Genomic DNA, 20,828 nt, shown 5'->3' on the forward strand with positions numbered 1-20,828 from the left:
CGAACTTATTTGGACAATTGCCATTCGCCGTTCTTCACTTCGACCATGCGGAACGCCGACAGGTCCAGGCCCATGTGGTCTTTCGCCGACATGTTGAAGACACCCGTCGTGCCCACGAAGCCCTTGGTCTGTTCCAGCGCCGTGCGCACTTTTTCGCGGTCCGTGCCGCCGGCGCGCTTGATGGCGTCGACGGACAGATTCAGGGCGTCCAGCGCATAGCCACCGAAGGTCGACGGGTCGATCTTGTAGCGCTCCTTGTAGGTCTTGTCGTAGCCGACGACGACGGCCTTCTGCGCGTCGCTGTCGGGCAGCATGGCGCCGATCAAGAGGGCTGGCGTCGGCAGGCGCACGCCTTCGGCGGACTTGCCCGACAATTTCAGGTACTCGTCGGAGGCCACGCCATGCGACTGGTACAGCGGCAGCGCGGCCATGCCCAGTTGGCCGTAGTTCTTGGTGACGACGGCCGGGCCCTGGCCCAGGCCGAAGACGAAGACGGCTTGCACGCCCTTGGTATTCTTGATGCGGGTCAGCTGCGCCGTGATGTCCGTATCCTTCGGACCGTAGGTTTCATCGGCCACCAGGGTAATGCCGTATTTGGAGGCGACGATCTGCGATTCCTTGCGGCCCGAGGCGCCAAAGCCGCTCGTTTCCGACAGCAGGCCCACCTTGCTGATGCCGCGCTTCTTCATGTCCTCGAACACCTTCTCGGCCGCCATGCGGTCCGTGTGCGGCGTCTTGAAGACCCATTTCTTGACCGGATCGATGATCACCACGGCGCCCGCCAGCGAAATGAAGGGCATGCTGGCGCGGTCCACCAATGGCGCCATCGCCATCGTCGCACCGGTGGTGGTGCCGCCGATCAGCACATCGACCTTGTCCGACTCGATCAGGCGTTTCGTGAAACCGTTGGCCTTGGCCGCATCGCTGCCGTCGTCGTAGTGCACCAGTTCCAGCTTGCGCCCCAGGACGCCGCCGGCCGCGTTGATCTTCTCGATATACAGCTGCAGGGTTTTCAGCTCCGGATCGCCCAGGAAGGCAGCCGGTCCCGTGACGGACAGCACGGAACCGATCTTGATGTTCTCGGCCGCATACGCGCCCGCGGCGGACATGGCCAGCACGCCGGCGATCAGGGTTTTCTTGAAGATATTGGCAATCATTGTGGTCTCCACCAGGTTGGCACTACGGTCAAATTGGATGGTGCTATCTTGCACCTTGGTTTTTTATTATTTAACTATCTACTGCTTTTATACGCGTTCAATCACCACGGCGATCCCCTGCCCCACGCCGATGCACATGGTGCACAGCGCATAGCGCCCGCCCGTGCGTTCCAGCTGGTTCAGCGCGGCCATCACCAGGCGCGCGCCCGATGCGCCCAGCGGGTGGCCGATGGCGATCGCGCCGCCATTCGGGTTCACGTGGGCGGCATCGTCGGCCAGGCCCAGGTCGCGCGTAACGGCCAGCGCCTGCGCGGCAAACGCCTCATTGAGTTCGATGACGTCCATCTGCTCGATGGTAAGACCCGTCTGCGCCAGCACCTTGCGCGAGGCCGGTGACGGGCCAAAGCCCATGATGCGCGGTGCCAGGCCGGCCGTGGCCATGCCCAGTACTTTCGCGCGGGCCTTCAATCTGTATTTTTCCACGGCGGCGGCGGATGCCAGCAAAATCGCGCAGGCGCCATCGTTCAGGCCCGAGGCATTGCCGGCCGTGACGCTGCCATCCGGCTTGACTACACCTTTGAGCTTGGCCAGCATCTCCAGCGAAGTGTCGGGACGCGGATGTTCGTCGCTGGTGACCATCTTCGGATCACCCTTCTTCTGCGGCACGGCGACGGGCACGATTTCGCGCTCGAACACGCCGGCAGCATGGGCGGCGGCCCAGCGCTGCTGGCTGCGCAGGGCGAGCGCATCCTGGTCGGCGCGGCTGATGCCAAATTCCACGGCCACGTTTTCCGCCGTCTCCGGCATGGTGTCGATGCCGTACTGCGCCTTCATCTTGCCGTTCACGAAGCGCCAGCCCAGGGTCGTGTCCTCGATTTTCGCCGCGCGCGAGAAGGCACTGTCAGCCTTGCCCATGACGAAAGGCGCGCGCGTCATGCTTTCCACGCCGCCGGCAATGATCAGTTCCGCCTCGCCCGCCTTGATGGAGCGGGCCGCCATGCCGACGGCGTCCAGGCTGGAGCCGCACAGGCGGTTGATGGTGTTGCCCGGCACGGCCGCCGGCAAGCCGGCCAGCAGCGCGGCCATGCGGCCCACGTTGCGGTTGTCCTCGCCCGCCTGGTTGGCGCAACCGTAGAACACGTCGTCAATGGCGGACCAGTCGACGGACGGGTTGCGCGCGATCAGGGCGGCGATCGGCAGCGCGCCCAGGTCGTCGGCACGCACGCTGGAAAGGGCGCCGCCATAGCGGCCGAAGGGAGTGCGCACGGCGTCACAGATAAAAGCTTCGTTCATGGTGGTCCTTATTCTGTATGGTCGTCTATCAGGAGAAGATCTTCGGGCGTTGGTCGATCACGCGGCGGGCCTTGCCCGTCAGCGTGCGTTCGATGCCGGAAGCGGCCACCAGGCGCACGCGCGTGCTCACGCCCACGTGGGTCTTGATGCGGTGTTCCAGTTCGCGGGCCAAGGCGTCCGTCTCGCTGGCCGAGATGGTGGATGTCAGGTCGATGCGCAGTTCGGCCACCACTTCGAGCTTGTCAAGGTGGCCGTCGCGTGTGACCACCAGCTGGTATTGCGGCGACAGGCGCGGCATCTTGAGGATCAGTTCCTCGATCTGCGTGGGGAAGACGTTCACGCCGCGGATGATCAGCATGTCGTCCGAGCGGCCCGTGATCTTGCCGATGCGGCGCATCGAACGCGAGGTCGGCGGCAGCAAGCGGGTCAGGTCGCGCGTGCGGTAACGGATGATGGGCAGCGCCTCTTTCGACAGCGAGGTAAACACCAGTTCGCCCTCTGCGCCGTCCGGCAGCACTTCGCCCGTTTCCGGATCGATGATCTCCGGGTAGAAATGGTCTTCCCAGATGACGGGACCGTCCTTGCTCTCGATGCATTCAGACGCGACGCCAGGGCCCATTACTTCGGACAGGCCGTAGATATCGACGGCGTCGATGCCGGCACGCGCCTCGATTTCCGAGCGCATCGCATCCGTCCACGGCTCGGCGCCGAAGATACCCACCTTCAGCGACGACTCGGCAGGGTCCAGGCCCTGGCGCGTGAATTCCTCGATGATGTTGAGCATGTAGGACGGCGTGACCATGATGATCGATGGCTTGAAATCCTGGATCAGCTGCACCTGCTTTTCCGTCTGCCCGCCGGACATGGGGATGACCGTGCACCCCAGGCGCTCGGCGCCGTAATGCGCGCCCAGGCCGCCCGTGAACAGGCCGTAGCCGTAGGAGATATGCACCATGTCGCCCGCGCGGCCGCCGCCGGCGCGGATCGAGCGCGCCACCACGTTGGCCCAGGTGTCGATGTCGTTCTGCGTGTAGCCGACCACCGTGGCCTTGCCCGTGGTGCCGCTCGACGCGTGGATGCGCACCACCTGCTCGCGCGGCACGGCGAACAGGCCGAAGGGATAATTGTCGCGCAAGACTTTTTTATCGGTGAACGGGAATTTCGCCAGGTCGGCCAGCGACTTCAGGTCGTCCGGATGCACGCCCGCCGCATCAAAGGCGGCGCGGTAATGGGGCACGTTGTCATACGCGTGCTTGAGCGTCCATTTCATGCGTTCGAGCTGCAGCGCCTGCAGTTCATCCTTGCTGGCGCGTTCGATCGGCTCCAGGTCATTCGGGGCGGGATAGCGTTGGACCATCATTGTCTCCTAATCGGTTCTTTAACTTTTCAAATCAGCTGCGGCAGTTCAACACTGCTCTTGTCACTTCAAGCGCTAATGACTTCTCCCGCCACGCGGATCGACTTGCCGCGGAAGAGCGCGATGGCGCGGCCTTCCTGGTTGCTGACCTTGACGTCGTAGACGCCGCTCTTGCCAGCCAGCGCCTGCTCGACGGCGTACGCCGTCAGTACGTCGCCTTCGCGGCCCGGCGCCAGGTAATCGATGGTGCAGCCGGCGCCCACGGTGTTCAGGTTGTAGCTGTTGCAGGCAAAGGCAAAGGCGCTGTCGGCCAGAGCGAAGATGAAACCACCGTGGCAGGTCTGGTGGCCGTTGAGCATATCGGCGCGCACCGTCATGGTCATGCGCGCATGGCCGGGGCCCACTTCGGCCAGGGCGATGCCCATGGCGGCAGTGGCGTTATCGCGCGACAGCATGGAGGCGGCGGCGGCTTCGGCCAAGGCCTGGGCTGCGTGGATAGAGTCTTCCTTATGCATGAAACGGTGCTCCATTGGCGAGTTTGCGGCGCAGCAGCGGCGAGACGCGGTAACGGTCTTCGCCATAGCCCAACGCCAGGTGCTGCAGTACGGTCACGATGTGGGCGATACCTACCTGGTCGGCCCAGGCCAGCGGCCCGCGCGGATAATTGACGCCCTTCTGCATGGCGATATCCACGGCGGCCACCGTGCACACGCCCTGGTTGACGGCGTCGGCCGCTTCGTTGGCCAGCATGGCCACCGTGCGCATGACGGCCAGGCCCGGCACGTCGTCCAGGCGCGTGACGATGAAGCCGGCCGCCTGGAACAGGCCCACGACGGCTGCGTAGGCGGCATCGCTGCACTGGTCGGCGCGCGCTACGGCGATGCGCCTGGCACCGGCGTAGTCGAGCGCCAGATCGAACAGCACCGTGTCCGGATGCTGGTTGTCGTGCGCGCGCTGGGTGGCGCTGCGGCCATCGGTCAGATAAATCGCGGCGCCGTTGCAATGCAGGGCCGGCGCCTCGTCATGCGCCTGGCCCTCCTGCGTGACGCGGCGGCTGACCGTGATGCCCGCCTGTTCCAGGCGCTGCACCAGACTGCGGATGATGCCGCTGTGGCCACGGCCATCGCCGCCGATGGCAGCCGACAGGGCGACGAATTCCGGCTTCGGCTGCGCGCCTTCCGCCTGCGCCACGGGTGCAGACGCGCCTTCGCCATACTGGTAAAAGCCGCGGCCCGATTTGCGGCCCAGGAAACCGGCGTTGACCATTTCCTGCTGCAGCACGGACGGCGTGAAGCGCGGGTCGTTGAAATAGGCGCCGAACACGGACTGGGTGACGGAGAAATTGACGTCGTGGCCGATCAAGTCCATCAGCTCGAAAGGGCCCATGCGGAAACCGCCCGCTTCGCGCAGCACGGCATCGATGGTGGCGGCATCGCCCGCCTGTTCGTTCAGCAAGCGCCAGCCTTCCGCGTAGAACGGACGGGCAACGCGGTTGACGATGAAGCCCGGCGTCGATTTCGCATGCACGGGACTCTTGACCCAGGCGATAGAGGTGTCGTACACGGTGGCGGCAACTTGTTCACTGGTAGCCAGACCGCTGATCACTTCCACCAGCGCCATCAAGGGCACGGGATTAAAGAAGTGCATGCCGACCAGGCGTTCCGGGCGGCGCAGCTTGGCGGCGATGGCCGTGACGGAAATCGACGAGGTATTCGTCGCCAGGATGCAGTCGTCACCGACCAAGGCTTCGAGTTCGGCGAACAGGCCGCGCTTGACGTCGAGGTTTTCCACGATGGCCTCCACCACCAGGGCAGAGTCGCTCACGTCGGCCAGGCTGCCGGCCGCCTGCAGGCGTACCGTGGCGGCCGCCGCTTCGTCCGGTGTCATGCGGCCCTTTTCGGCCAGCTTCGCGTACATCTTGCCGATATCAAGCAAAGCCTTGCTGACCGCTTCCGCCCGCGTGTCGTACAGTTTCACGCGGTAGCCGGCCGCTGCCGCCACCTGCGCGATGCCGGCACCCATGGCGCCGCTGCCGATGACGGCGACGATACTGTTGTTGTCCAGAGCTGCCATATCAATGTCCCTTGAATTGCGGTGCGCGCTTTTCCATGAAGGCAGCCACGCCTTCGCGGTAATCGTCGCTGTTACCGAGATCGCTCATCATGCGCGCTTCCAGCGCCAGCTGCTGTGGCAGGGTATTGGCGCCGCTGGCTGCCAGCGCCTGCTTGGTGTAGGCAAGGCCCTTGGTTGGTGCGGTAGAAAAGTGCACGGCCAGCTTGCGCGCTTCCTGCGCCAGATCGGCGTCGTCCACGCATTTCCAGATCAGGCCCCAGTCTTCCGCCTTTTCTGCCGTGAGTTTTTCACCCAGCATGGCCAGGCCCATGGCGCGCGCGGAACCGATCAGGCGTGGCAGGAAGAAGGTGCCGCCCGTGTCCGGAATCAGGCCCAGCTTGCAGAACACTTCCACGAAGCTGGCAGACTTGCCGGCGATGACGATGTCGCAGGCCAGCGCCAGGTTGGCGCCCGCGCCGGCAGCCACGCCATTGACGGCGCAGATCACGGGCATCGGCAAGGCCTTCAAGGCCAGCACCAGCGGCGCATAGTTCTTTTCCACCGACTCGCCCAGGTCCACGCCCTTGGAGCCTGGCTCCACGGCGCGGTCGGACAAGTCCTGGCCCGCGCAAAATCCGCGACCAGCGCCCGTCAGCACGAACACGCGCACGGTGCTGTCGGCATTGACTTTCGCAATCGCGTCGCGCACTTCCTCGTGCATGGCTTGCGTGAAGCTATTGAGCTTGTCGGGACGGTTCAGGGTCAGGGTGGCGATGCCCTGCTCGATGGTGAAGAGGATATTCTGGTAGCTCATGGCGTCTCGCTATTTTTATTTATTGGCCCGCAACGGAAATCTGGGGTCAGACCCGGCGGGTCTGACCCCGGCTTTTATTCTGCCTGGTCGAAATCGACCACGACCTTGTCGGTCAGCGGGAAGCTCTGGCAACTGAGGACGAAACCGCGCGCCACTTCGTAGTCTTCCAGCGCGTAGTTGACGTCCATTTCGACCTTGCCGTCGAGGATCTTGCAGCGACAGGTGGAGCATACGCCGCCCTTGCACGAGTAGCGCATGTCGATGCCCTGCCGCAGGCCCGCGTCGAGGATGGATTCCTTGTCCTTGTCCATCGTGAAGGTGGTGTGGTTGCCGTCCAGGATGACGGTCACTTCCGTTTCCTGCACGGCATCCGCGGCCAGCTGGGCGCGCGGCTTGTGGGCATTTTTCGGGATGCTGGCGGCGAACAGCTCGATCTTGATGTTCTGCTTGGGCATGCCGGCCGCCTGCAGGGCAGCGGAGACGCCCAGCATCATGTCTTCCGGGCCGCAGATGAAGGCATTGTCGTAGTCTTCCACCTTGATCCAGTGCTGCAGGAACTGTTCGCATTTTTCTTGCGTGATGCGGCCGTTGAACAACTCGATATCCTGCTGCTCGCGGCTCATCACGTACACGAGGTTCAAGCGCTCCAGGTACACATCCTTCAAGTCCGTCAATTCTTCCTTGAAGATGACGGACGACGAGGCGCGGTTGCCATAGAACAGGGTGAAGCGGCTCAATGGTTCCGTCAGCAGGGTCGTCTTGATGATGGAGAGGATGGGCGTGATGCCGCTGCCGGCCGCGAAGGCCAGGTAGTGCTTGCGGTTGACGCAGTCCAGCGGCACGTTGAAGTGGCCCATGGGCGGCATGACGTCGATGGTGGCGCCAGCTTTCAGGGTGTCATTCGCCCAGGTGGAAAAGGCGCCGCCGGGGGTGCGCTTGATGGCCACGCGCAGGGTGCCGTCCTGCACTGCGGAACAGATGGAATACGAGCGGCGCACGTCTTCCGCATTGATATGGGCGCGCAGGGTCAGGTGCTGGCCCTGCTGGAAACGGAACTGCTGCTGCAGTTCGGCCGGCACGTCGAACGTGACGGCGATGGTGTCGCGCGTTTCGTTGCGCACGTTGGCCACGGACAGCGGATAAAATTTACTCATGCTTCATCTCCAGTTTCTTCGGAACGTGTGCCTGGTTTTTTTAGTGGCACTTGAAGTAATCAAACGGTTCGCGGCAAGCCAGGCATTTGTACAGGGCCTTGCACGGCGTGGAGCCGAACTGGCTGGTCAGCTGCGTATGCGTCGAGCCGCAATTCGGGCAGATCACGTCCAGTTTCGGCATGGCCTGACGCTTGACGCCGCCACGCAAACCGCTGATGTCGATCACCTGCTGCTGCGGCGGGGCGATGCCGTAGCCTTTCAGCTTGGCCTTGCCCGTCTCGCTCATCCAGTCCGTGGTCCAGGCGGGCGCCAGCTGGTTCACCAGCGTCACCTTCTCCACGCCATGGCTGCGCAAGGCATCCGTGACGGCGTCGGCGATCACCTGCATGGCCGGGCAGCCCGAGTACGTGGGCGTGATCGTCACGGTGCAGGCGTCGCCGCCGGTGACTTCGACGGCGCGCACGATGCCCAGGTCCACCACCGAAATGACGGGGATTTCCGGGTCGGGCACGTCGCCCAGCCAGGCCCAGACCTGGGCCGCGTCCAGCGCTGCCGTGGCCGTGTTCATTACCACTCCGCCCCGGGATAGGCGCGCTGCAGGAACTGCATCTCGGCCAGGATGAAACCCAGGTGTTCCGTGTGCGTACCCTGCTTGCCGCCCTTTTGCATCCAGGCGTCGGGCGCCGGCATGGCGAGGGTGGCTTCGGCGAAGATCTCGGCCACGTGTTCCAGGAAAGCCTGGCGCAGGATATCCGATGGGGGCGCGACACCCGCGGCGACCATGGCCTGGTCGACGGCGTCGTACTTGAACATCTCGCCCGTGTACATCCACAGCTTGTCGGCGGCGGCCTGCGTCTTGGCATGGCTTTCCGCCGTGCCGTCGCCAAGGCGCACGATCAGGTCACCGCTGCGGCGCAGGTGGTACGTCACTTCCTTGATCGATTTTTGCGCCACTTCGACGATGCGACCATCCGCCGATTTCGTCAGTTCCAGCAGCTGGAAGTAGTGCCAGCTGTCGAAGAAGAACTGGCGCATCATGGAGTCGGCGTAATTGCCGTTCGGCTGCTCGACCAGCAGGCAATTCTTGAAATCGTGGGCGTCGCGCAAGAAGGCGATGTCGTCCTCGTCGCGGCCCGCGTTTTCCAGTTCGGCCGCATAGCTGAACCACAAACGCGTCTGGCCGAGCAGGTCCAGCGCCACGTTGGTCAGCGCCATGTCTTCTTCCAGCGCGGGACCCTTGCCGCACAGCTGCGACAGCTGCTGGCTGAGGATCAGGGCGTTGTCGCCCAGGCGCAGGAGGTAATTGACCTTGTCATCCATTGCAGGCGCTCCCATCACAGGTTCTTGACTTCTTCCGGCATCGGGAAGAAGGTGGGATGGCGGTACACCTTGCTGTTCGACGGTTCGAACAGGGCGCCCTTGTCGCCGGGGCTGCTGGCGACGATATCGGCCGCGCGCACCACCCAGATGCTCACGCCTTCATTGCGGCGCGTGTAGACGTCGCGCGCATGGTTGACCGCCATGGTGGCGTCGGAGGCGTGCAGGCTGCCCACATGCTTGTGCGCCAGACCGTGCTGGCTGCGGATGAAAACTTCCCACAATGGCCATTCTTTGCTCATGTTGTTCTCCCCTATCACTGTCTTTATCTGTTTTATGCTGCCGCTTTGACTGCGGCTTGCTTGTCGGCGTAGGCCACCAGGGCATCGCGGAACCATGCGCCGTCTTCATACGCTTTCACCCGCGTTTGCAGGCGCTCGCGGTTGCACGGGCCGTTGCCCTTCAGGACATTGTTGAACTCGGGCCAGTCGATCTCGCCGAATTCATAGTGGCCCGTTTCGGCATTGAATTTCAGGTCGGGATCGGGCACGGTCAGGCCCAGGTATTCGATTTGCGGCACGGTCTGGTCGACCATGCGCTGACGCAGTTCGTCGTTCGAAAACAGCTTGATGCGCCATTGCGCCGACTGGGCGCTGTTGACGGAAGCGGCGTCGGACGGACCGAACATCATCAGCGATGGCCACCACCAGCGGTTCAAGGCATCCTGCGCCATGGCTTTCTGCGCCGGCGTACCCTTGCACAGCGACATCATGATGTCGTAGCCCTGGCGCGCATGGAACGATTCTTCCTTGCAGACGCGGATCATGGCGCGCGCATACGGACCGTACGAGCAGCGGCACAGGGGAATCTGGTTGATGATGGCGGAACCGTCGACCAGCCAGCCGATGGCGCCCATGTCGGCCCACGACAGGGTGGGATAGTTGAAGATGCTGGAATATTTGGCTTTGCCAGAGTGCAAGGCGGCGAGCAAGTCGTCGCGCGAGACGCCCAGGGTTTCCGCGGCGCTATACAGGTACAGGCCATGGCCCGCTTCATCCTGGATCTTCGCCAGCAGGATCGATTTGCGTTTCAGGGTGGGGGCGCGCGTGACCCAATTACCTTCAGGCAACTGACCGACGATTTCTGAGTGCGCGTGCTGCGAAATCTGGCGGATCAGGGTCTTGCGGTAGGCGTCCGGCATCCAGTCCTTGGCCTCGATCTTGATGCCTTCGTCGATGCGCGCCTGGAAAGCGCGTTCTTCCTGCCCCATGTCGTCGATGGAGCGGACATTTTTGAGGCCGGTTTCAACCATTTGTGCGTACATGATGTGTCTCCCATGTCGGTGATGTGCGCAGCAGCGCAGCGCGATGAACAGATAATACGATACAAAAAACGATTTGCATACACTTGATGTGAATCATTTTAAAATTTCGTATCTTGTGCCGCTTTTTTGTGCGTATGATATTGCTTATGAGAAAACACTCCGGGGCCCTACCAGGGCGCCCGGCAAATTATTGCCGCGCTACCCGCGCAGCCAAGTAAACTGCTGCTTTTATTGAAATGACCGCAACACGGCCAGACCGGAACCACATGAAGAACACCCGCTGCACGGCATGGATAGCCGATTTCCTGGAAAGCGACCCACCGCGCTCGAAATCCCTGGTGATGACGATTTTTGGCGATGCCATCGTGCCGCGCGGCGGCGCCATCTGGCTGGGCAGCCTGATCGACTTGCTGGCGCCGTTCGGCGTCAACGACCGCCTGCTGCGTACCAGCGTGTTCCGCCTGGCCCAGGAGGGTTGGCTCAGCTCGCAAAGGGATGGCCGCCGCAGCGCCTACACGATCCGTCCGGAGGCGCTGGCCCGCTTCGAGCGCGCCTACCGCCGCATCTATGCGCCGCTGGTGGTGCACTGGGATGGCAGCTGGACCCTGGTGATCGGCCCGGCCGGCAGCATCGGCGCGGCCGAGCGGGGCGCCTTGCGCAAGGAATTATTATGGGCCGGCTACGGACTGATCGCGCCCGGCATCTTCGGCCATCCGGCCAGCAATGGGGACGCGCTGGAAGATATTCTCGTGCGCAATGAGGTGCAGGGCAAGCTGTACGTCTGCCACACAACGGAGTTGCCGGGTGTCAGCACGCGCCCCCTGCGCGACATGGTGGGCGAATGCTGGGATCTGTCGGAAGTGATGGCCGGCTACGAAAAATTCATCGCCAGCTTCCAGCCCCTGCTCACGCTGCTGCAGGAAGAACCCGTGTTCGACGCGGAACAGGCTTTCGTCATCCGTTCACTGCTGACGCACGCCTACCGCCGCGTGCAATTGCACGATCCGCAGCTGCCCGTCGAACTGCTGCCCGAACCGTGGCCCGGCACGCAAGCCTACGCCCTGGCGCGTGACCTGTACCGCATCACCCATGCGGCGGCCGAGGAACATATCCTGGCAACCCTGCGGCGCGAAGATGCGCAGGCGCCGGACGTGGAGCCCTGGTTTTTTGAACGTTTTGGCGGCCTGAACACCTGACAAAACGTCCATGGCGGCGTTGCAGGGCCTGGGCGTACGTTCGTACTGCCTGCGGCCCCGCGCCTTGCCCTGGCCATTTTTCAGGCGTTCAGCAAGCGTCGTTATCAAAATTTTATTATTTGGCGACGACCTGCTTGGCCCCTGCCAATAAATCCTGCCCCAGCTTTTCCAGCGCATTGGCCTGCACCAGCATGGTATCGAGGATGGCCACGTTGAAGGTGAATTCGGCCGGCGTCGTATAGCCGGGGAAACGTATGATGCGCAGCAATTCCTGCAGGGTCGTGCCCTTGCCCAGGTGCGCCAGGGCGTCGCTGAGGGCGCTGATTTTCTTTTCCAGGTCGCGTATGTGTTTATCGTTGTCTTCCATGATGATCTCCCGGTGTTGGAGCTTTCACCTTAGCAAAGCGTACCCGGCATCGTTTGCGCCAGCACAAAGGCGCAGGTAAAACGGGTATCATCGCGCCATTGCACACGATGCAAAACCCATACGTTTTTATCAGGAACACTCATGACCATTAAAATCAGCCAGCAATTCGACGCCGGCGCGATCGAGGTGCTGCGCGCCGACGATGCCCAATCCATCGAGCTGAACATCCGCAAGGATTCCCACGCCGACATCACGCAGTGGTTTTATTTCCGCCTGCAAGGCGCGCAAGGCGAGGCGTGCACGATCCGCTTCATGAATGCAGGCAAGTCGGCCTATCCGGACGGCTGGAAGGATTACCAGGCCGTGGCCAGCTACGACCGCGAAACGTGGTTCCGCGTGCCCACCAGCTATGACGGCACGGTGATGACCATCGAACACACGCCGGAAGAAGAAAGCGTGTACTACGCCTACTTCGAGCCGTATCCATGGGACCGCCACCTGGCCCTGATCGACAGCGCGCAAGCGTCGCCGCTGGTGCGCCTGCTGGACCTGGGCAGCACCGTGGAAGGCCGCGACATGAATCTGCTCGTCGTCGGCGACGCCGATGCCGAGAAGAAAGTCTGGGTCATCGCGCGCCAGCATCCCGGTGAAACGATGGCCGAATGGTTTGTCGAAGGCATGCTCGAAGCGCTGCTGGACCAGGCCAACCCGTTTGCCCGCCAGTGCCTGCAGGACGCCGTCTTCTACGTGGTGCCGAACATGAACCCGGACGGTTCCGTGCATGGCAACCTGCGCACCAACGCGGCCGGCGCCAACCTGAACCGCGAATGGATGACGCCGACGATGGAACGCAGCCCGGAAGTGTTCCTGGTGAAACAGAAGATGCATGAAATCGGCTGCGACCTGTTCCTCGACGTGCATGGCGACGAAGGCTTGCCCTACGTCTTCGTGGCCGGCAGCGATGCGCTGGAAAACTTCACGCCCGCGCAAAAGGCCGAGCAAGACCGCTTCATCGCGGACTTCAAGGTGGCCAGCCCCGACTTCCAGGATGTGTACGGCTATGAAGACGGCCCGTTCACGCCGGAAGTGCTGACCATGGGTTCGCCCCATATCACGCATGCGTTCGGCTGCCTGTCGCTGACCCTGGAACTGCCGTTCAAGGACAACGCCAACGATCCCGACCCGCAAACGGGCTGGAGCGGCGCCCGCAGCGCTGCCCTGGGTGCTGCCGTACTGCAACCTATCCTGGCGACCCTGCGCGCCTAAGCGCTTCGCTCAATCAGCGGCGCAGCAGTCACGTGGCCCGTCCGTTACCGGCGGGCCACGCTCCTCATCAGCCCTTCGCCACCTGGCGCAGGGCCTCCACCAGCCTGTCCAGATGCGACTCCGGCGTAAAGATGCCCGGCGTTACGCGCAGGCATGCGCCCGAAGCGAGGCCATCGCGCGGCACGGCAAAGATGCCGTGCTCCTGCACCAGCTTTTTCGACAGGGCAAAATTGTCCGCCACGCTAGTCTTGCCCTTCAGGCGGAACGACGCGATGGCGCTCGTCAGGCGCGGATCGGCTGAGGCCAGCACCTCGATGCCATCGATGCCCCGTGCCGCCTCTACCCAGCGGTTGCGCAGCAGCCGCAGCCGGGCCTGCTTGTTGGCCACGCCGATCTGCGCATGCAGATCCAGTGCCGTCGGCAAGCTCAGGTAGGCGGCGAAATTCACCGTGCCCGTATGCACGCGCGTGCGGATGTCCCCGCCTGCCGCTTCGCCCATGTAGGGATCGATATCGGCCACCCTGCCCCGCTTGATGTAGGCGGCGCCCACGCCGACGGGCGCGCCTATCCATTTATGCAGGTTGATGCCGGCAAAGTCCGCTTGCAAATCGGGTATCGTCATGTCCAGCTGGCCAAAACCATGCGCTGTATCAACAATCACGTCGATGCCCCGTTCGCGCGCGAGGCGGCTGATCTCGGCCACGGGCAAGACCATGCCATTGCGATGATTCACGTGCGTGAGCAGCATCAGTTTCAGCTTCGGATGGCGTTCCATGGCAGCAACATACGCGGCGATCACCTTGTCGTGCGTAAACGGTTCCGGCATGGCGATCGACACGACCTGGGCGCCGCGCCGCTGCTGCAGCCAGCGCGTGACCGTGATCATGTTGTCGTAATCGATATCCGCGTACAGCACCGTGTCACCGGCCTGCAGGCGGTTATAGCCAGCGATCAGCACTTGCAGCGCTTCCGTGGCGCCCCGCGTGAGGACGATTTCATCGGTGCCCACGCCCAGCGCCCTGGCAGCGGCCGCGCGGGCCGCCTCGAAGTCGGCGGGAAAGCGCATGCGCGCATACCAGGCGTTGTCCCGGTTGACCATGCTCAATTGCTGCTCGTAATGCGCCAGCACGGGCCTGGCCATCGAACCCCAGAAGGCGTTGTCGAGCTGCACCACCGCATCGGTCGTGTCGTATTGCGCGGCGACAGCCTTCCAGTAGGCTTCGTCGGTGGCCAGCATGTCCGGCGTGGTGCCGGCCGTAACCTTGGGCAGCACCGGCAAGGCCGCGGACACCGGCGCGGCGGCGCCCGCACTGCCGCTGGCAAACGGCAGCGCCGCCGCCAGCGAACCCGCGCACAGCAAGGCGCGACGTTGAGAATTCATCTTCAAGATTACCCCTTAAAATTTCACTTTGTACTCGACGTACAAGTTACGGCCATCCGTGTCGTACGGTGCGTTGCGCGAATAAATCAAGCCGCGGCTGGCCTGGAAGGTCGCCTCATCGGGATATTTATCGAGCACATTATCGACGCCCACGCGCACGGACTGCTTGTCGCTGATCTTGTAGCTGGCGGCCAGGTCCAGGAATTGCATGGCGCCGAAACGCTGGAAGATATCGCCCGTCGCGTTGCCTGAATTGTCCGTCCACGCGCCATAGTAGCGTACGCGGGCCAGGGTATTCCAGTTGCCAAGGTCATAATTTCCACTGATGGTGGCTTTCTGGCGCGGCAGGCGTTCCTCGAAGACTTGCCGCTGGGCAGGATTCGTCACCAGGCTGGAGTTGCCGCCATCGACTTTCGTCGTGTTGTAGTTGTAGGCCAAGGTCAGGTTCAGCTTGCCGTCGCCGACGCGGCTGAGGTGGCTGCCGACGATGTCGATGCCGCGCGTGGTCGTGTCGAAGTCATTCGTGAAGTAGCTGACGGAGGTGTAGCGCAGGGGATTGGCCACGCCGGCCGGCACGGCAAACGAGGCGGACGTGCTGAAACGGTCGCTGACCTTGATGTCATACACGTCCACGGAACCGGAAAAACCGGCCGGCGTCTTCCACGTGAAGCCCAGCGACAAATTCTTCGATTTTTCCGGCTTCAAGGCCTTGGCGCCCAGCAACATGGCCAGGGGATCGTTGTTGGCCAGGCGGCCGCTGGTAAACAGCAGCAGGGTCTTGGTGTCGAGGCCCTGATTCGTGCTGTTGGTGTTCGACTGGCCCGGCGTGGGTGCGCGGAAACCCGTCGAGTAGGAGCCGCGCAAGGCCATGTCCTCGCTCAGCGCATAGCGGGCCGACAGCTTGCCGTTGACGGTGCTGCCGAACTCGGAAAAATGCTCATAGCGGGCCGCGCCGCCCAGGCTCAGTGCCTTGGTGACGGGCACTTCCACGTCCAGGTAGGCGGCATAGCTGTCCTGCCCCCAGCTGCCCGCCTGGCGGTCGCTGAAGCCGGGGGCACCGTTCGCATTCGCATCGAGGCCGATGGCCGCGCCCGGCCCCACCAGGTAGGATGCCGCATCGCCCGCCTTCACGCCATAGGTTTCATTGCGCGCTTCCGCGCCGAAGGCGATGTTCACCGGTTGCGGCAGGGAGGCCACGGGCAATTCATAGTTGAAGTTGGCGTTGAGGATCTTTTCCGTCTGCGACAACTGGCCCAGGTAAAACGCCGTCGGGCTGCTCGGCCCCATCGACGCATTGATGGAATTGGCCAGGTGATAGTCGATGCGGTTGCGGCCGTAGGAAGCGCTCACATCCCAGCCGAAGCGGTCGTTGAAGTGGCCGCGCACGCCGGCCACCACCTGCAAATCATCCTGGTCGTTGGAATAGCTGGGGCTGAAACCGAGCGGATACAGGCTGCGCAAGTCCCAGCCGGGGAACAGGCTGCTGGTCTTGTACGCGCCCGTGCTGGTGTCCGGATTGCGCCAGTTGAAGTCCGACGTGCCATCGCTGCGGCTGAACAGGCCGAAGCCGTACAGTTCCGTCGTCTCGGACAGGGCCATGCTGGCGTTGAAGCCTACGCGCTTGCTGTCGAGCTCGGGCTGGCCCCAGCGCTGCACGGGATTCGGTACCTTCAGTTCCGGATGTGCATTCTGGAAAGCAATGGCGTCGGCCCGCTGGCGCGTGCGCGAAGTGGGATCGGACTTGGCCAGCGCGCCGAAAATCGTCGCCTTGCCCGTCTCGCCAAAGGCAAAGCCCGTCTTCAGGTTCACTTCATTGCCCTTGCCATCGCCTTCCGAATATTGCGAATGGTGCACGGAGACTTCCGTACCCACCGTGTCGTCGAGAATGATGTTGATCACGCCGGCGATCGCATCCGAGCCGTACTGGGCGGAAGCGCCGTCGCGCAGCACTTCGATGCGCTTGATGGCGGACACGGGAATCTGTGCCAGATCGGGCGCCTGCGCGCCGCGCGCGCCCAGCAGGGCACTGCGGTGGAAGCGCTTGCCATTGACCAGCACGAGCGTCTGGTCCGGTGACAGGCCGCGCAAGGTGGCAGGACGCACGAACACTTGTCCGTCGGCCATTGGCAAGCGCTGCACCACGTAGGAAGGCACGAGTTGCGCCAGCACGTCATTCAAGTCCGACGATTCGACGGCGCCGATATCTTCGCGGTTGAACACGTCCACGGGCGCCATGGTGTCGAACTGGGTGCGGTTGCTGCCGCGCGTGCCCGTGACGATCACGGCTTGCGGGGCTTCCATGGATTCGCTGGCGGGAGCTGGGGCAGCGGGCGCATCGCCATGGGCTTGGGCCTGATGGGCGAAGACGGCGGTCATGGCACACATCAGGGCCACCGCGCGGGCGATGCGGGTACGGGAGTAGGTCATGGAGAGAGTCACTATGCTGGTTGGATCAACAACGACGCGATGCTGCAAGGTTGCATCTTGCATGAAATATCACGAAGTTCGGCTTACTTACATTAAAAGCATCTAATTTGCGCAGATAACGTCAGATGGCGACATCATACGAAGGCAATGTTTCACCCGTATGACGACAGGATCACGGAGCAGAAAAGCATGCGGACAAGAAAAAAGGCGCCGGGGGCGCCTTTCGGAAGGAGGGACGGGCCGGGGTCAACCGCCGGCCACCACCATGCTCTCGATGAGGATGGAACCCGTCTGCTTGGTGCCGCGGCGCAAGACGTCGGCGCCCACGGCAACGATGTTGCGCAGCATGTCCTTCATGTTGCCGGCGATGGTGATTTCCTCCACCGGATACTGGATCACGCCATTTTCCACCCAGAAACCGGAGGCGCCGCGCGAATAGTCGCCCGTCACATAGTTGGTACCCTGCCCCATCAGTTCCGTCACCAGCAAGCCCGTGCCCAGCTTTTTCAGCATGGCAACAAAATCGTCGGTGGCAGCCGTCTGCGTCGACGTCAGGTACAGATTGTGCGAACCGCCCGCATTGCCCGTCGTCTGCATGCCCAGCTTGCGGGCCGTATAGGTCGACAGGAAATAACCTTGCACCACGCCATCTTTCACCACGTCGCGGCTGACGGTTTTCACGCCTTCCTCGTCGAACGGCGCCGAACCGACGCCGCCGATCACGTGCGGGTCTTCGAAGATCTGCACGTGCGACGGCAGCACCTGCGTGCCCAGGGAGTCCAGCAGGAAAGTGGACTTGCGGTACAGGGCACCGCCCGAGGTCGCTTGCACATAGGTCCCCAGCAAACCGGCCGCCAGCGGCGCCTCGAACAGCACGGGACAGGTGCGCGTGCCGAGTTTACGCGCATTCAGGCGCGACAGGGCGCGCTCGGCGGCGTAGCGGCCGATGGCTTCCGGGCTCGACATCTTGGAGGCGTCGCGCACGGAGGAATACCAGTCGTCGCGCTGCATCTTCGCGCCCTTGCCGGCGATGGGGGCCACGGACAGGGTGTGGCGCGAAAACGGATAGCCGCCGATGAAGCCGCGCGAATTGGCGGAAACAAAATGCGATTGCTGCACGTGCACGCCCGCCCCTTCGCTATTCGTGATGCGCGGATCGACGGCAAAGGCGGCCGCTTCGGCCCGCTGGGCCAGCGCGACGGCTTCTTCGGCGGAAATGCGCCAGGGGTAGAACAATTGCAGGTCGCGGGGGGCCATTTCCAGCATGTCCGCGTCGGCCAGGCCCGCACAGTCGTCCTCGGCCGTGAAGCGGGCGATGTTGTAGGCCGCGTCCACCGTGGCGCGCAGGGCGGCGGGGGAAAAATCGGAGGTGCTGGCATTGCCGCGTTTCTTGCCGACGAACACGGTCACGCCCATGCCCTTGTCCTTGTTTTGCTCGATCGTCTCGATCTTGCCTTTTCGTACAGAAACGGACAGGCCGCCGCCTTCGCTGACTTCAACGGCGGCATCGGTGCCGCCCGCGTCCCGCGCAAAAGACAACACATCACGGGCCAGTTGCTGCAATTGCTCTTGACTATGGGTAAATACGGAGTCGTTCATGCGCTGTTTTCTTCGGAAAGCCGCTAAAAAGGTTATCATAGCAGTCGTTTACAGTTTACAGGAGCGGTCCACAAGTCCTCTCCCGCCTTATATATCATGCCAAATCCAAACCGGGGAGCTTGCGGCTTCCAATCGTCCGAATTCGAACAGGAATATGAACGTCCATCGAAATCGGAACTCAAGCGCCAGATGACCGTCCTGCAAAAGCTGGGCGAAGAACTCGTCAATGAAGCACGCGACCGCGTCAAGCGCGTCCCGATGCCGGAAGACGTGCGCGACGCCATCCTCGAATGCCAGCTGATCAAGGATCACGAAGGCCGCCGCCGCCAGCTGCAATACGTGGGCAAGAAAATGCGCACCCTGGACGAGGAAGAAGTTGCCGCGATCCAACGCACCATCGATAGCTGGAAAGGCTTGTCGAAAGCCGACACGGCCGCCATGCACGCCATGGAACGCCGCCGCGACAAGCTGCTGGCGGACGACAAGGCCCTGACCGTCCTGCTGTCGGAAAACCCGGAACTGGACGTGCAGCACCTGCGCACCCTGATCCGCAATGCCCGCAAGGAACAGGCCGAGAACAAGCCGCCGAAAGCCTACCGCGAAATCTTCCAGATCCTGAAACAGATCGCCAAGAAGCAGAACGGCGGCAAGGATGAGGCGGATGAAGACGGCGTCGAGCCGGAAGACGACGAATAAGCAACTGGGAGCAGACCCGGCGGGTCTGACCCCGAAATTAGCTAAAAACCGGGATCAGCCCGGTTTTTTTACGACATAGACAGGTGCCCCATGACCACACTCGAAGACGAATTGATTATCGGCCTCGTGTCGATCTCGGACCGCGCCAGCGGCGGCGTGTATGAAGACCAGGGCATCCCCGCCCTGGAAAGCTGGCTGGCCGCCGCCATCCGCACGCCCTTCCGCCTGGAAAAGCGGCTGATCCCGGACGAGCGCTCGCAGATTGAAAATACCCTGATCGACATGGTCGACCTGAACCATTGCCACCTGATCCTGACGACGGGCGGCACGGGTCCGGCGCGGCGCGACGTGACGCCGGACGCCACGCTCAGCGTGGGCACCAAGGAAATGCCCGGTTTTGGCGAACAGATGCGCCAGATCAGCCTGCAATTCGTGCCGACGGCGATCCTGTCGCGCCAGGTGGCCGTGATCCGCGAGACGCCCGAGCGCGCCGCCCTGATCATGAACTTGCCAGGCCAGCCCAAGGCCATCAAGGAAACCCTGGAAGGCTTGAAGGATGTTGATGGAAATCAATTGGTAAACGGCATCTTTGCCGCCGTGCCGTATTGCATCGACCTCATCGGCGGCCCCTACATGGAAACCGACCCGGCCATCTGCAAGGCTTTCCGTCCCAAATCGGCGCTGCGTCCGGCGCAACCTTTACCTGAGGAAAATACATGAGCACTTTGCTGGAAACCATAGAACTCGACAGCGCACCGAATCCCACCGTTTCCATCATCTGGATGCATGGCCTGGGTGCCGACGGCAACGACTTCGTACCGCTGGTCAAGGAACTCGACTTGCACGGCTGCCCCGCCATCCGCTTCATTTTCCCCAGCGCCGGCACCATGCCCGTCACCATCAACAACGGCTATGTGATGCGCGCCTGGTACGACATCCTCGTGAGCGACCTCGTGCGCCGCGAAGATGAAAGCGGCCTGCGCGCCTCGCAGGCGCAGATCGAAGCGCTGATCGCCCGCGAAAAGGCGCGCGGCATTCCCGCCAGCCGCATCATCCTGGCCGGTTTCTCGCAAGGCTGCGCCATGACCCTGCAGACGGGCTTGCGCCATCCCGAGCCGCTCGCTGGCCTGATGTGCCTGTCCGGCTACCTGCCCTTGGCCGACAAGACGGCAGCCGAACGCACCCCGGCCAGCCTGCAGACCCCGATCTTCATGGCGCACGGCACGGCCGACCCCGTCGTGCAGATCACCCGCGCGCAGCAGTCGCGCGACTTGCTCACCGGCATGGGTTACAAGGTGGAATGGCATGAATACATGATGCAGCACTCGCTGTGCCAGGAAGAAATCGACGCCATCGGCGCCTGGCTGAAAAAAGTATTGTCTTAAAGCAAAAACAGACGCGGTTTGCGCCGCGCCTGCTGTCTTGCGA

20 protein-coding genes are annotated in these 20,828 nt (G+C 62.9%); 5 read left to right on the forward strand and 15 right to left on the reverse strand.

The window, feature by feature from the left end; translation table 11 throughout:
• Positions 1-5: 5 nt before the first annotated feature.
• The 11 genes from EBS11_RS11625 to paaA all read right to left on the reverse strand — a co-directional run bounded on the left by EBS11_RS11625 (position 6) and on the right by paaA (position 10,468).
• Positions 6-1,157 (reverse strand): ABC transporter substrate-binding protein, encoded by a 1,152-nt coding sequence (locus EBS11_RS11625; RefSeq protein ID WP_290603136.1) that lies wholly within the window; start codon positions 1,155-1,157, stop codon positions 6-8.
• Between the two features lie 87 nt (positions 1,158-1,244).
• Positions 1,245-2,450: a 3-oxoadipyl-CoA thiolase gene (pcaF, locus tag EBS11_RS11630; protein WP_290603137.1), complete on the reverse strand. Its 1,206-nt coding sequence runs from the start codon at positions 2,448-2,450 to the stop codon at positions 1,245-1,247.
• A 28-nt stretch (positions 2,451-2,478) separates the two neighbouring features.
• On the reverse strand, positions 2,479-3,807 hold the full coding sequence (gene paaK, locus EBS11_RS11635) for a phenylacetate--CoA ligase PaaK (RefSeq protein ID WP_290603172.1): 1,329 nt from the start codon (positions 3,805-3,807) through the stop codon (positions 2,479-2,481).
• Between the two features lie 68 nt (positions 3,808-3,875).
• A complete protein-coding gene (gene paaI, locus EBS11_RS11640) occupies positions 3,876-4,322 on the reverse strand; it encodes a hydroxyphenylacetyl-CoA thioesterase PaaI (protein ID WP_290603138.1) in 447 nt (148 codons plus the stop codon).
• Positions 4,315-5,880, reverse strand: coding sequence for a 3-hydroxyacyl-CoA dehydrogenase PaaH (gene paaH / locus EBS11_RS11645; protein ID WP_290603139.1), 1,566 nt, complete (start codon positions 5,878-5,880; stop codon positions 4,315-4,317). The genes paaI and paaH overlap by 8 nt, the downstream gene beginning before the upstream one ends.
• A 1-nt stretch (position 5,881) precedes the next feature.
• Entirely contained in the window at positions 5,882-6,673 is a 792-nt protein-coding gene (gene paaG / locus EBS11_RS11650) for a 2-(1,2-epoxy-1,2-dihydrophenyl)acetyl-CoA isomerase PaaG (RefSeq protein WP_290603140.1), read from the reverse strand.
• Between the two features lie 74 nt (positions 6,674-6,747).
• The gene (gene paaE, locus EBS11_RS11655; RefSeq protein WP_290603141.1) at positions 6,748-7,827 is read right to left on the reverse strand and encodes a 1,2-phenylacetyl-CoA epoxidase subunit PaaE; all 1,080 of its coding nucleotides are present in this window, start codon (positions 7,825-7,827) and stop codon (positions 6,748-6,750) included.
• Positions 7,828-7,867: 40 nt separating this feature from the next.
• Positions 7,868-8,395: a 1,2-phenylacetyl-CoA epoxidase subunit PaaD gene (paaD, locus tag EBS11_RS11660; RefSeq protein WP_290603142.1), complete on the reverse strand. Its 528-nt coding sequence runs from the start codon at positions 8,393-8,395 to the stop codon at positions 7,868-7,870.
• The gene (gene paaC / locus EBS11_RS11665) at positions 8,395-9,162 is read right to left on the reverse strand and encodes a 1,2-phenylacetyl-CoA epoxidase subunit PaaC (RefSeq protein WP_290603143.1); all 768 of its coding nucleotides are present in this window, start codon (positions 9,160-9,162) and stop codon (positions 8,395-8,397) included. The genes paaD and paaC overlap by 1 nt, the downstream gene beginning before the upstream one ends.
• Positions 9,162-9,446, reverse strand: coding sequence for a 1,2-phenylacetyl-CoA epoxidase subunit PaaB (gene paaB / locus EBS11_RS11670; RefSeq protein WP_034746356.1), 285 nt, complete (start codon positions 9,444-9,446; stop codon positions 9,162-9,164). The genes paaC and paaB overlap by 1 nt, the downstream gene beginning before the upstream one ends.
• Before the next feature lie 32 nt (positions 9,447-9,478).
• Complete coding sequence (paaA, locus tag EBS11_RS11675; protein WP_290603144.1) at positions 9,479-10,468, reverse strand: 1,2-phenylacetyl-CoA epoxidase subunit PaaA; 990 nt, start codon at positions 10,466-10,468, stop codon at positions 9,479-9,481.
• A 266-nt stretch (positions 10,469-10,734) separates the two neighbouring features.
• On the opposite strand from paaA, the gene paaX reads away from it, so the two are divergent.
• A complete protein-coding gene (gene paaX / locus EBS11_RS11680) occupies positions 10,735-11,664 on the forward strand; it encodes a phenylacetic acid degradation operon negative regulatory protein PaaX (RefSeq protein WP_290603145.1) in 930 nt (309 codons plus the stop codon).
• Between the two features lie 115 nt (positions 11,665-11,779).
• On the opposite strand, the gene EBS11_RS11685 is transcribed toward paaX, so the two are convergent.
• On the reverse strand, positions 11,780-12,031 hold the full coding sequence (locus tag EBS11_RS11685; protein ID WP_290603146.1) for a hypothetical protein: 252 nt from the start codon (positions 12,029-12,031) through the stop codon (positions 11,780-11,782).
• Positions 12,032-12,172: 141 nt separating this feature from the next.
• On the opposite strand from EBS11_RS11685, the gene EBS11_RS11690 reads away from it, so the two are divergent.
• Positions 12,173-13,297, forward strand: coding sequence for a M14-type cytosolic carboxypeptidase (locus EBS11_RS11690; RefSeq protein WP_290603147.1), 1,125 nt, complete (start codon positions 12,173-12,175; stop codon positions 13,295-13,297).
• Between the two features lie 67 nt (positions 13,298-13,364).
• On the opposite strand, the gene EBS11_RS11695 is transcribed toward EBS11_RS11690, so the two are convergent.
• From EBS11_RS11695 to pmbA, 3 genes are all read right to left on the reverse strand, one after another.
• The gene (locus EBS11_RS11695; protein ID WP_290603148.1) at positions 13,365-14,678 is read right to left on the reverse strand and encodes an aminotransferase class V-fold PLP-dependent enzyme; all 1,314 of its coding nucleotides are present in this window, start codon (positions 14,676-14,678) and stop codon (positions 13,365-13,367) included.
• A gap of 15 nt (positions 14,679-14,693) precedes the next feature.
• The gene (locus EBS11_RS11700; RefSeq protein WP_290603149.1) at positions 14,694-17,105 is read right to left on the reverse strand and encodes a TonB-dependent receptor; all 2,412 of its coding nucleotides are present in this window, start codon (positions 17,103-17,105) and stop codon (positions 14,694-14,696) included.
• A gap of 246 nt (positions 17,106-17,351) precedes the next feature.
• Positions 17,352-18,704, reverse strand: coding sequence for a metalloprotease PmbA (gene pmbA / locus EBS11_RS11705; RefSeq protein ID WP_290603150.1), 1,353 nt, complete (start codon positions 18,702-18,704; stop codon positions 17,352-17,354).
• Between the two features lie 96 nt (positions 18,705-18,800).
• On the opposite strand from pmbA, the gene yjgA reads away from it, so the two are divergent.
• From yjgA to EBS11_RS11720, 3 genes are all read left to right on the forward strand, one after another.
• Positions 18,801-19,400, forward strand: coding sequence for a ribosome biogenesis factor YjgA (gene yjgA, locus EBS11_RS11710; RefSeq protein WP_290603151.1), 600 nt, complete (start codon positions 18,801-18,803; stop codon positions 19,398-19,400).
• 90 nt (positions 19,401-19,490) lie between these two features.
• Positions 19,491-20,120 carry a molybdopterin adenylyltransferase gene (gene mog, locus EBS11_RS11715; RefSeq protein ID WP_290603152.1) on the forward strand — a complete coding sequence of 210 codons (630 nt, stop codon included), beginning with the start codon at positions 19,491-19,493 and terminating at the stop codon, positions 20,118-20,120.
• Positions 20,117-20,785: an alpha/beta hydrolase gene (locus EBS11_RS11720; protein ID WP_290603153.1), complete on the forward strand. Its 669-nt coding sequence runs from the start codon at positions 20,117-20,119 to the stop codon at positions 20,783-20,785. The genes mog and EBS11_RS11720 overlap by 4 nt, the downstream gene beginning before the upstream one ends.
• Positions 20,786-20,828: the final 43 nt, after the last annotated feature.

The organism is Janthinobacterium sp. (assembly GCF_009923995.1).
Lineage (GTDB): Bacteria > Pseudomonadota > Gammaproteobacteria > Burkholderiales > Burkholderiaceae_D > Janthinobacterium.

Bases quoted from the DNA above. Each gene is read 5' to 3' on its own strand.
- EBS11_RS11625 (WP_290603136.1), bottom strand. From the start codon at position 1,157: ATGATTGCCAATATCTTCAAGAAAACCCTGATCGCCGGCGTGCTGGCC.
- pcaF (WP_290603137.1), bottom strand. From the start codon at position 2,450: ATGAACGAAGCTTTTATCTGTGACGCCGTGCGCACTCCCTTCGGCCGC.
- paaK (WP_290603172.1), bottom strand. From the start codon at position 3,807: ATGGTCCAACGCTATCCCGCCCCGAATGACCTGGAGCCGATCGAACGC.
- paaI (WP_290603138.1), bottom strand. From the start codon at position 4,322: ATGCATAAGGAAGACTCTATCCACGCAGCCCAGGCCTTGGCCGAAGCC.
- paaH (WP_290603139.1), bottom strand. From the start codon at position 5,880: ATGGCAGCTCTGGACAACAACAGTATCGTCGCCGTCATCGGCAGCGGC.
- paaG (WP_290603140.1), bottom strand. From the start codon at position 6,673: ATGAGCTACCAGAATATCCTCTTCACCATCGAGCAGGGCATCGCCACC.
- paaE (WP_290603141.1), bottom strand. From the start codon at position 7,827: ATGAGTAAATTTTATCCGCTGTCCGTGGCCAACGTGCGCAACGAAACG.
- paaD (WP_290603142.1), bottom strand. From the start codon at position 8,395: ATGAACACGGCCACGGCAGCGCTGGACGCGGCCCAGGTCTGGGCCTGG.
- paaC (WP_290603143.1), bottom strand. From the start codon at position 9,162: ATGGGAGCGCCTGCAATGGATGACAAGGTCAATTACCTCCTGCGCCTG.
- paaB (WP_034746356.1), bottom strand. From the start codon at position 9,446: ATGAGCAAAGAATGGCCATTGTGGGAAGTTTTCATCCGCAGCCAGCAC.
- paaA (WP_290603144.1), bottom strand. From the start codon at position 10,468: ATGTACGCACAAATGGTTGAAACCGGCCTCAAAAATGTCCGCTCCATC.
- paaX (WP_290603145.1), top strand. From the start codon at position 10,735: ATGAAGAACACCCGCTGCACGGCATGGATAGCCGATTTCCTGGAAAGC.
- EBS11_RS11685 (WP_290603146.1), bottom strand. From the start codon at position 12,031: ATGGAAGACAACGATAAACACATACGCGACCTGGAAAAGAAAATCAGC.
- EBS11_RS11690 (WP_290603147.1), top strand. From the start codon at position 12,173: ATGACCATTAAAATCAGCCAGCAATTCGACGCCGGCGCGATCGAGGTG.
- EBS11_RS11695 (WP_290603148.1), bottom strand. From the start codon at position 14,678: ATGAATTCTCAACGTCGCGCCTTGCTGTGCGCGGGTTCGCTGGCGGCG.
- EBS11_RS11700 (WP_290603149.1), bottom strand. From the start codon at position 17,105: ATGACCTACTCCCGTACCCGCATCGCCCGCGCGGTGGCCCTGATGTGT.
- pmbA (WP_290603150.1), bottom strand. From the start codon at position 18,704: ATGAACGACTCCGTATTTACCCATAGTCAAGAGCAATTGCAGCAACTG.
- yjgA (WP_290603151.1), top strand. From the start codon at position 18,801: ATGCCAAATCCAAACCGGGGAGCTTGCGGCTTCCAATCGTCCGAATTC.
- mog (WP_290603152.1), top strand. From the start codon at position 19,491: ATGACCACACTCGAAGACGAATTGATTATCGGCCTCGTGTCGATCTCG.
- EBS11_RS11720 (WP_290603153.1), top strand. From the start codon at position 20,117: ATGAGCACTTTGCTGGAAACCATAGAACTCGACAGCGCACCGAATCCC.